The sequence below is a fragment of the Ruegeria sp. AD6 genome (assembly GCF_056542325.1).
In genome coordinates, this window is record NZ_JBQFZQ010000003.1 from 330,677 (window position 1) to 336,995 (window position 6,319).

General features: G+C 60.9%; 8 protein-coding genes. 4 read left to right on the plus strand and 4 right to left on the minus strand.

Annotated features, from left to right (window positions below; translation table 11 throughout):
- The first annotated feature begins 42 nt into the window (after positions 1-42).
- From ACR0KJ_RS10285 to ACR0KJ_RS10295, 3 genes are all read left to right on the plus strand, one after another.
- Complete coding sequence (locus ACR0KJ_RS10285) at positions 43-360, plus strand: DUF3775 domain-containing protein (RefSeq protein ID WP_170521355.1); 318 nt, start codon at positions 43-45, stop codon at positions 358-360.
- A gap of 148 nt (positions 361-508) precedes the next feature.
- A complete protein-coding gene (locus ACR0KJ_RS10290) occupies positions 509-736 on the plus strand; it encodes a YjiS-like domain-containing protein (RefSeq protein ID WP_170521357.1) in 228 nt (75 codons plus the stop codon).
- Positions 737-785: 49 nt separating this feature from the next.
- Entirely contained in the window at positions 786-986 is a 201-nt protein-coding gene (locus tag ACR0KJ_RS10295) for a YjiS-like domain-containing protein (RefSeq protein WP_170453662.1), read from the plus strand.
- Positions 987-1,106: 120 nt separating this feature from the next.
- On the opposite strand, the gene ACR0KJ_RS10300 is transcribed toward ACR0KJ_RS10295, so the two are convergent.
- From ACR0KJ_RS10300 to ACR0KJ_RS10315, 4 genes are read right to left on the minus strand one after another with little or no spacing between them, the layout of a single operon-like run.
- A complete protein-coding gene (locus ACR0KJ_RS10300; protein WP_170453663.1) occupies positions 1,107-2,249 on the minus strand; it encodes a saccharopine dehydrogenase C-terminal domain-containing protein in 1,143 nt (380 codons plus the stop codon).
- Between the two features lie 3 nt (positions 2,250-2,252).
- Complete coding sequence (locus ACR0KJ_RS10305; protein WP_170453664.1) at positions 2,253-3,308, minus strand: saccharopine dehydrogenase; 1,056 nt, start codon at positions 3,306-3,308, stop codon at positions 2,253-2,255.
- Positions 3,309-3,322: 14 nt separating this feature from the next.
- Positions 3,323-3,937, minus strand: coding sequence for a glutathione S-transferase family protein (locus ACR0KJ_RS10310; protein ID WP_480626601.1), 615 nt, complete (start codon positions 3,935-3,937; stop codon positions 3,323-3,325).
- A 10-nt stretch (positions 3,938-3,947) separates the two neighbouring features.
- Entirely contained in the window at positions 3,948-4,598 is a 651-nt protein-coding gene (locus ACR0KJ_RS10315; protein ID WP_170453666.1) for a histidine phosphatase family protein, read from the minus strand.
- A 135-nt stretch (positions 4,599-4,733) separates the two neighbouring features.
- Here ACR0KJ_RS10315 and ACR0KJ_RS10320 point away from each other — a divergent pair, with 135 nt between their 5' ends.
- Complete coding sequence (locus ACR0KJ_RS10320) at positions 4,734-5,927, plus strand: Zn-dependent hydrolase (protein WP_480626602.1); 1,194 nt, start codon at positions 4,734-4,736, stop codon at positions 5,925-5,927.
- Positions 5,928-6,319 lie beyond the last annotated feature (392 nt).

Sequence of the window (6,319 nt, forward strand, 5' to 3'; positions counted from 1 at the left end):
AGGTCAGATGGCCGTGAACCGCGAACACGAGGAGCTGAAGACATGCTGGAAATTTCGGCAAGAAAAGTCGCCCAGGTTGCCATGATGGGCCGCGAGCTGGAACGGGCAGAGGGTGAATTGCGCGCTTTTGTCGACCGCATGAGCGAGGACGAACAGGCCGAACTGGTCGCCATCATGTGGATCGGCCGCGAGAGCTTTTTCGCCGAAGATCTTGCCGAAGCCATCGCAACGGCCAAATCCGAAGCTTCGACCCCCTGTGCGGATTACCTGATCGGCACGCCGCACCTGTCGGATCATCTGGAGAACGGGCTGGATGCGCTGGGGATTTCGGCTGAGGATGTTGAGAATGATCTGATGTAGCGGCGGCCAGCGCCCTGGTTTGATACGGTGCAATCACCCATCTCAAAAAGTTAACGAACATTAACGAGGCCGCGTAGCTTCGTTAATGACCCGCTCCTTTATTTGAATTCAGACGGCCTGATAGCCCGAATTCAAGGAGGAGAGAGAAATGGAACTTTTGCACACTGCCAGACCGCAGAACAGCCTGCTTGCTTCCCTGATGTCCACCTACGCAGACGCCCGCATCGAACTCAACCGGCGTCGGACATATGCACAAGCCACCCGCGTATTGGAAAACCTGAGCGACCGTCAATTGCAGGACATTGGCGTCCCTCGCAGTCAGATCAACCAGATTGCATATGACAATACCTACAACGGCCCGCGCCTCCGCAGATGAAGGCGCAACGGAACAGCATTGGTTTTGGAACATGTCGGGAGGTTGAAAGATGTTTGACGGAAACCCTGTGAGTGAAATGACGCCTGCGGCAAGCGCCTTATTACTGTTTGATCGTGCAATGAAGATACGCGCGATCAGTGCCGATATTGTGTGTGCGGCTCAGGAGTTGAACCGGATGTCAGATCACGAGCTGTCGGAGCTTGGCATAAACCGAAGTGATGTCGAGGACACAATCCAGCGCTACATTTGAAGGGGTCGTCTGACGCGACCACGTCAAGAGCTTGCGTTGTCTTTGGTGACCGCTGAAATCAAATAGCCATTCCAGTCGAAACGGAATGGCTATTTGGTGTTTCGGGTGTCGTGACCAGCCTTAGGCCAGATGATCCACAACTTGCAGATGCTGCGCCAGCGTATCGATCTCAGCCATCCAATCCTGTACCAGTTTCGGATCGCTGGGGGCCGCGTGCACGCCTGCGGGTATTGCGCGGTTCAGGACGGCCTCGATGGCCAGTGAGACCGGGATCGACACCAGCCGCGCCATGGCGGTGCCGCGTTGGTCACCCCAGGCGTCCATGACGTAGGTTTTGTGCCAGACCGGAATGCCGTCTTTCTCGGCCTTCAGGGCGACGCAGAGGACCACGCGGTCGGGCTCGCCCTCGTCATAGGCGTTTTCGGTCCAGAACTGGTCCGACATCTCTTTCAGGCGGGCGTCGCCTTGCGCTCCCGAGAGGGTCTCGATTTCCGTGAACACATCCGCCCACGCATCCGCCCAGCCGTTCAGGCGCAGGGTGCCGCGGACGAATTCCTTGACCGGCCAGTGATCCTCGAAATGGTACTGCGCCATGAAGGGGATCGAGTCGCGGTTCGGGTAGACCTCAAAGCTTTCCGGGGTGGGCAGGGGGGCGATGTAGCTGCTGATCGCGTCCCATGGGCGGACGACGTCCAGCGGGGCGTAGTCGCGGATCGATTTCGAAGGTGAGCGCAGGGCTTTCAGCACACCCAGCGGCGACCAGCTGAACTTGTAGCGGAACGGGTTGGGGTGCTTGGGGATGCCGCCGCAATACGAGATAAAGCTCAGGTGGTTTTCCGCATCAAACGCGTCCGAGGCGCGGTAGTCGTCGATCAGCGCGTGCGCCATCAGGTGGTCGATGCCGGGGTCCAGCCCGACCTCGTTGACCAGCGCCACACCGGCCTCGCGGGCCTTGTCGTCCAGCGCGCGCATCTCGGGCGCGATGTAGGACGACGAGACGAAGTTGGCCTGTTTCGAAATCGCCAGTTCCGCCAGAGGCACGTGCCAGTCGCCCGGCAGCATCGAAACGATCACGTCGCCTTTTGCCAGAACCGCGCCCAAGGCGTCGATGTCAAAGGCGCGGATGTCGTCGGTCAGGTCTCCGACCTCGGCCTGGGCTTTTTCGACGGTCCGGTTCCAGACGGTGACCTTGTGCCCGCCTTCGATCAGGCGGCGCAGGCCGGGGATGGCCGACAGGCCGGTGCCACACCAGTGAATGGTCATCGTTCAGATCCCTTCGATATGGGTTTTGTAGGTTGCTTCTGCCCGGCCCCAGACGCCGCTGTCCAGATCGGTCAGCGTCAGCAGAGAGGGCAGCAGTTGCGCGGCGTAGTCTTGCGAGCTTTCGACCGGCAGCATCGATGGCAGGTTGTCGATGGCCATCACGTCCATCACCGGGTCTGTGGCCACGCGCAGGGCGGGGGCGTCCCATGTGGTGGCGCGGTCGTACACGGGCACCGGGTTGTAATCGCTGTCCGGGTCGCAGGCGACGTCGCCGATAGCGGTCAGATTACGCGGGGCGGTCAAGGCCTCTTGCGGGACAAAGGCGGGTGTGCCGGGGCGGGCGAAGATGCAGTTCAGGAACAGGTCGTGGTTCAGAATTTCGGGGAACGGCCCGCCGCTGGCGGTCTCGGCCATGTCCCATTTGGTGACGGAAACACCCATCGCCTCGCACAGATCCGCCGCCCCGGTGCCGACACGGCCAAGGGCGCCGATGACGATGGCGCGGGGGCGGTTTGCGCCCGTGGCGTCCAGTTCCGCCAGCAGTTCGGCATTCAGCGCATCTTTGCCGGGATAGACGCCAACCGGTGGGCATTGCTGTCCGCGTTGCTGCGCGGCCCATGTTTTCAGCGTGACGGCAGCCCCGGCATAGCCCGCCCAGTAGCCAAAAGCGGCGACCCGGCGGCCATCCTCATCCACCAAATATTCCAGATCATACAGCGTGCCGCCGCCAGCCTTGAACCGTTCCAGCAATGCGCGGCCCGAATGCTGGCCCTTATACGCATGGCCGAACATGATGTGGCGATGGGGCAGGGGGGTGCCGTCCTCGGGCAGTTCTTTGAGGCCGAAGATGATCGCATCTAGCGGCGCTTCGGGCCAGGAATTTTCAGCAGCGATCTCGCAACCGGCGGCCTTGTAGCCATCAATCGCAATGGCGCGAACCGAACTTTCCTCGACCGTCACGTGGATACCAGCCGCGATCAGGGCGGCGGCCCCGTCGGGGGTCAGCCCCACCCGTTCCTCGTTCGGGCGCTGTTCTGCCCGGACCCAGAGATGTGTCATGCGTTGTCCTTTTGTCAGAGCATTCCGGCGGCCCGCACCGCCTGTACCGATGCGCGCGCCTCCATCGCCTCGCGGAAGGCCAGAATCTTGGGAAAGGCCGAGACGTCAACGCCGTCGCCCTCAAGCCAGCTGCAAACGACATACAGATACGCATCCGCCAGCGAGAACTGATCGCCCAGCACAAACGGCCCGCGCAGCCCGTTCGACGAGATATAGTCGCAGGACGCGGTCATCGTCTGCGGGACCTTGTCCTTCATGTCTTTCCAGCTGGATTTCCTGTCAGCCCAGCGAGGCCCGCGAATTTTGTGGGCGTGGTTCACATGCATGGTTGAGGCGAGGTAATACATCACCTCGCGCATTCGCGCCGCCATAACCGGATCATTCGGCACCAGCCCCGCCTTGGGGGCAACGGCTGCGATATAGTCCAGCAACGCGCCGGTTTCGGTCAGGATACCACCATCGACCACCAGCGCCGGCACCCGACCCTTGGGGTTGATCTGCTTGTAAGCGGGTTTCGTCTGCTCCCCCTCGGCGAAGTCCAGCCTGATGGCCTCATAGTCCAGCCCCGCCTCTTCCAGCGCGATGGCAACAGCGACCGAGATGGTGCGGGGGGCATAATAAAGCTGCATCGGGGCCTCCTTACAGATGGGTTTGCGCGAACTGCCGGTCGGGGGCCTCCAGATGCGGGACGGCGTTGAACAGGACCGGGCTGAGATGCGCGCCAATCGGGTGCAGACGATGCATCGACGTGTTCATGATGGCAAGGGCCACTCGTGCCATGGATGGTATGTCCAGCCCCATCGCCTGCCGCACCACCATCGAGATCAACCCGCCCGAGGTGACAACGATGGCTGGCCCTCCCTCGGTTCCGATGTCGCGCAGGGCATCGCGAACGCGGGTTTCGAACTGGTCGAAAGTTTCCGGCGCGTTCTCGATGTCACCCTTGGCCCAGGCGGCGAAGGTCTTGGGCAGGTGCTCGACAAAGCCTTCGCGATCCGTGGGGACCGCAACGCCGTGCTGCTCCTCGAACAGTTGGGCAATCGTGAAATACTCGATCTCGTTCAACCGCGCGTCTCGGATCGGATCATTCAGCCCCATGCTGGAGGCGGTTTCGGCGTGGCGGGTCAGGGTGCCGCAATAGACGCGCGTATAATGGCTGCGCGTGTCCCGCAGATGCGCACCCAGCCAGCGGGCCTGTTGATGCCCCAGATCGCTGAGCTTGTCATAGTTCTTCTCGTCCCGCGCCGCCGTGTTGGCCTGCCCGTGACGCACCAAAGTGATATGTGACATGTCGGTCCCTCTTACGCAGACGTCTTAGGGCACGTTCCATGCAGGGACCAGAGGGGTTTCGCGCCCGCCCGAAAAAATCCTCGCTGCGGGGTCATTTGTGGCTATGTTCGGCGCGGATAGCGTAGGAGGGGGTCAATGCCAGTCGATCACAAACGGTTCTTGTCCGATCTGCACATGCTGCGCACATTCGGCGCGTCTGGTGTTGGCAAGGGGGTGGTCCGTCCCGCCTATTCACAGGCCGATATCGCTGCGCGGAAATGGCTGGCCAGGCGCATGGCCGAGGCTGGCCTGACACCGCATTTCGACCCGGTCGGGAACTTGTTCGGGTTGGCAGACGGTCCGTCTTTGCTGATGGGGTCGCATTCCGACAGCCAGCCCGAAGGCGGTTGGCTGGACGGCGCGCTGGGCGTCATCGCTGCGCTTGAAGTGGCGCGATCCAGCGACCGCCCAATCTCGGTCGTGAGTTTTCAGGATGAAGAGGGGCGCTTTGGCGTCACCACCGGGTCCGCGGTCTGGTCCGGCGGGTTGCCGCTGGAGAAGGCGGATGCGTTGACCGACGGTTCCGGTGTCCGATTTGCTGAGGCGCGATCGGGTATGGCCGACCTTTCACAAGGCTTTGTGGACCCTTCCCGGTTCAGCGGGTTCATCGAGATGCATATCGAACAGGGCCCTGCGCTTGACGCCTCAGATCAGCAGATCGGCGTTGTCACGGATATTGTCGGCATTCGCGATATGTCGATCACGTTCGAGGGTCAGCAGAACCATGCGGGCACCACACCCATGCATCTGCGGCGTGATGCGTTTCAGGCCCTCTCCCTGTTCAATGCGCGCCTGAATGATCGGTTTCAGAATGTGGTAACGCCGCAAACCGTCTGGACCATCGGGCGCGTGGATCTTCATCCCAATGCCTCCTCCATCGTGCCGGGGCGGGTGCGATTCTCGACGCAATGGCGCGATGGCGATGCAGATCGTCTGGTCTGCATGGAAGATATCGTCCGGGAAACTGCCGAAAGCGTGGCCGTGGAACTGGGGATGGTGCTGCATTTCGGCACGATGCTGGGGCTCGAGCCTGTTGCCATGGATAAGACGCTGCGCAGTGCGTTAGAGCGGGGTGCCGAGCAGGTCGCGCCGGGCAATTGGCAACAGATGCCTTCGGGGGCCTTGCACGATGCCACCAACGTGTCACGCCTGATGCCGGTTGCGATGCTGTTTGTGCCCTCGATCAACGGAATCAGCCATGATTTTGCCGAAGACACGGCTGAGAGTGACCTGATCGCCGGTCTCCGGGTACTGGAACATGCCGTCGCCGAATTGAACGGTCAGAATTGACACTTGGTTTCCAATTCACTGATATATGGCGGAAAATTCTAAGCTATGTCACACAGGTTTGGCTTCCGCTGCGGATCTTCACGAAGCTGTACCACCCTGATCGTTTTGCGAGTGTTGCGTAACGGAAAAAAGTTTCCTATAGGAACATCAGGGATGCATGCGCCCGTATACTGGCCGGTCCGGTGGCGGCACAGGCCGGAAATCCTGGGCTGAATCGTTGCAAAAAATGCAACTTTGGTCAGACTGGCGGATATGCGTTCTGACAAATTGAACCACAGAAGGTTTTCGCCATGACCTCACCGAAACGCACGCCCTTGTACGCCTTGCACGTTGAGTTGGGAGGTAAGCTGGTTGATTTTGCGGGCTGGGAGATGCCTGTTCAGTATCCGATG

Excerpts from the sequence above, each read along its gene's own strand:
- ACR0KJ_RS10290 (WP_170521357.1), top strand. The coding sequence starts at position 509 with ATGGAACTTTTGCACACTGCCAGACCGCAGAACAGCCTGCTTGCTTCC.
- ACR0KJ_RS10305 (WP_170453664.1), bottom strand. The coding sequence starts at position 3,308 with ATGACACATCTCTGGGTCCGGGCAGAACAGCGCCCGAACGAGGAACGG.
- ACR0KJ_RS10300 (WP_170453663.1), bottom strand. The coding sequence starts at position 2,249 with ATGACCATTCACTGGTGTGGCACCGGCCTGTCGGCCATCCCCGGCCTG.
- ACR0KJ_RS10320 (WP_480626602.1), top strand. The coding sequence starts at position 4,734 with ATGCCAGTCGATCACAAACGGTTCTTGTCCGATCTGCACATGCTGCGC.
- ACR0KJ_RS10295 (WP_170453662.1), top strand. The coding sequence starts at position 786 with ATGTTTGACGGAAACCCTGTGAGTGAAATGACGCCTGCGGCAAGCGCC.
- ACR0KJ_RS10285 (WP_170521355.1), top strand. The coding sequence starts at position 43 with ATGCTGGAAATTTCGGCAAGAAAAGTCGCCCAGGTTGCCATGATGGGC.
- ACR0KJ_RS10310 (WP_480626601.1), bottom strand. The coding sequence starts at position 3,937 with ATGCAGCTTTATTATGCCCCCCGCACCATCTCGGTCGCTGTTGCCATC.
- ACR0KJ_RS10315 (WP_170453666.1), bottom strand. The coding sequence starts at position 4,598 with ATGTCACATATCACTTTGGTGCGTCACGGGCAGGCCAACACGGCGGCG.